The following is a 2,104-nucleotide window of genomic DNA, read 5'->3' as shown; positions in this document are numbered from 1 at the left end:
TGCACGGGGGGCCGCTTCGAGGGACTCGAATGGCGGCCACAAGGCGTGATCGGAGTCAGCCCGCCGGACTTGCGGTGGAGCTGGGCAAGGCGCTTCTGGATATTGCGGGCGCGGACGGCCTCTTCGCCGCCGATGCGGACGGCCGCCTGACGTACTGCAATCCGGCCGCCGCGCGGTTCCTGCAGACGTTCCGCACCTCGACGATCGGCAAGCCGCTGCGGCCCGTGCTCGCGCGGCTGGGCGGCGAGGCGCTGGAACTGCGGTTCCTCACCGCCATCCGCGACCTGACGCCGGTCGAGTTCGTGGTCCCGCGACCCGGCGCCGAAGACGAATGGATCGAAGTGCGCGGCCTGCCGGTCGAGGGCGGCATCGCCTTCTTCCTGCGCGACGTCACCGACCGCGAACGCAGCGAGCGCACGCTGCGGCGCAACGAGCGGCGCCTGCGCTCGACAACCGAAAGTCTGCGCCTGGCCCACCAGGCCGCCCGCGCCGCCACCTGGGAATGGCGCACGGGGGGCGCCCTGCGCTGGCTGGACCCGGCCGCCGCGCGCGCCCTCGTCGGGCTCTCGGCGGGACTGCACGACGAGGAAGCGATCGCCGACTGGCGCACCTTCGTGTTCGACGACGACAAGCCCGCGGTGGGCGAGGCCCTGGCCAGGCTGCGCGACGCCGACGAAGCGGTCTTCGAGTACCGCGTCTCCGCGGCCGACGGCGGCCACCGCTGGCTCCGCTCGAGCGCGGCGGTCATCGAGCGTCGCAACGACGGTTTCCCGGCCCGCGTCGCCGGCGTCACGCTCGACGTCACCGCCCACAAGCTCTACGAGGCGCGGCTGGAGCGCGAGGTGGCCGAGCGGGCCCGCGCCGAGCGGCGCCAGCAGCTCCTGATCCACGAACTGAACCACCGCGTGAAGAACATGCTGGCGACCGTCCAGTCCGTGGCGCGCCAGAGCCTGGGCCGGGCGCGCGACGGCGGGCCGTTGGCCGATTTCGAGGACCGGCTGATGGCGCTGGCCTGGACGCACGACATCCTGACCCGCGAGCGCTGGGCCGGCGCGTCGCTGCGCGCGGTGCTCCAGCGCACCATGGCGCCGCACGCCGGCGGTGAGCGCGTCACCCTCGTGGGCCCGGATCTGCGCATCTCGCCCAAGATGGCCCTTGCGCTCGCCATGGGTGGCCACGAACTCGCGACCAACGCCGTGAAGTACGGCGCGCTGTCCAACGAGAAGGGCCGGGTCTCGGTCCGCTGGCGGCTCGATCCCGAGACCGACCCGGCGCGCCTCATCGTCGACTGGCAGGAGACCGGCGGTCCGCGCGTGGTGGCGCCCCGGACCCGCGGCTTCGGCTCGCGCCTGCTGGAACGCGGCCTGGCGGGCGAACTCGGCGGGGAGGTGAAGATCGCGTTCGAGGGGCCGGGGGTCCGCTGCCGGATCAGCGCGCCCTTCCAGCCCGAGCCGGGGCCCGCGCCGGACGACGCCCTGGACGATCCCGTCTTCGGCCCCCATGGCGAGGCCGCCAGCTTCAGCTCCCGGCCGGCCTGAAGTCGGGATCCACCCGCCTTATGAACTCCTGGGCGGCGGCCGGCGCGCGCACCTTCCCCTCGTGGATCACGAAGGCGTAGACGTCGCGCGGTCCCTCGGGCGGGCCGGTGCGGTCCACGGGCGTGAAGTCCCCCGGCACCTGGCCCTCGGCGTAGGTCCTGAACCGCCGGGCCCAGAGGTCGAGGTCCTCGGCCGCGTAGCCGGTCGGGATGTCGTCGTCGGCCGAGAGCAGGCGCAGGTAGACGAAGTCCGACGTGATGTCGGGAATGAACGGGTAGTTCTCGTTGTCGGAGTTGCAGATCGCGATGCCGCGTTCGCGGCACAGTCCGATGAACTTCGGGTCGTTGAAGGTGGCGTTCCTCACCTCGAACACATGCCGGGCGGGCAGGTCGCCCACCTTCCCCGGCATCAGGTCCATGAAGCCGGCGAAGTCGTCGTAGTCGAACTTCTTCGTCGGCATGAACTGCCACAGGATCGGCCCCAGCCGGTCGCCCAGCTCGGTCAGTCCCTGGTTGAGGAAGTAGTCGACGCTCTGCCGGCCCTCCGCCAGCACCTTGCGGTTCGTG

At 72.2% G+C, this 2,104-nt stretch carries 2 protein-coding genes; one reads left to right on the top strand and one right to left on the bottom strand.

Annotated elements, in window-relative coordinates; genetic code table 11:
• The first annotated feature begins 74 nt into the window (after nt 1–74).
• A complete protein-coding gene (locus tag JNL41_RS04210) occupies nt 75–1,538 on the top strand; it encodes an HWE histidine kinase domain-containing protein (protein ID WP_293473023.1) in 1,464 nt (487 codons plus the stop codon).
• Here the strand turns inward: JNL41_RS04210 and JNL41_RS04205 are convergent.
• Nucleotides 1,519–2,104: DUF72 domain-containing protein (locus tag JNL41_RS04205; RefSeq protein ID WP_293473022.1), on the bottom strand; the 586-nt coding region annotated here is incomplete at its 5' end. The two genes, JNL41_RS04210 and JNL41_RS04205, sit on opposite strands and share 20 nt — an antisense overlap.

It is taken from the genome of Phenylobacterium sp. (genome assembly GCF_016793285.1).
In the GTDB taxonomy this organism is placed as follows: Bacteria; Pseudomonadota; Alphaproteobacteria; order Caulobacterales; family Caulobacteraceae; genus Phenylobacterium.
This window is presented reverse-complemented; position numbering and strand designations above follow the sequence as displayed.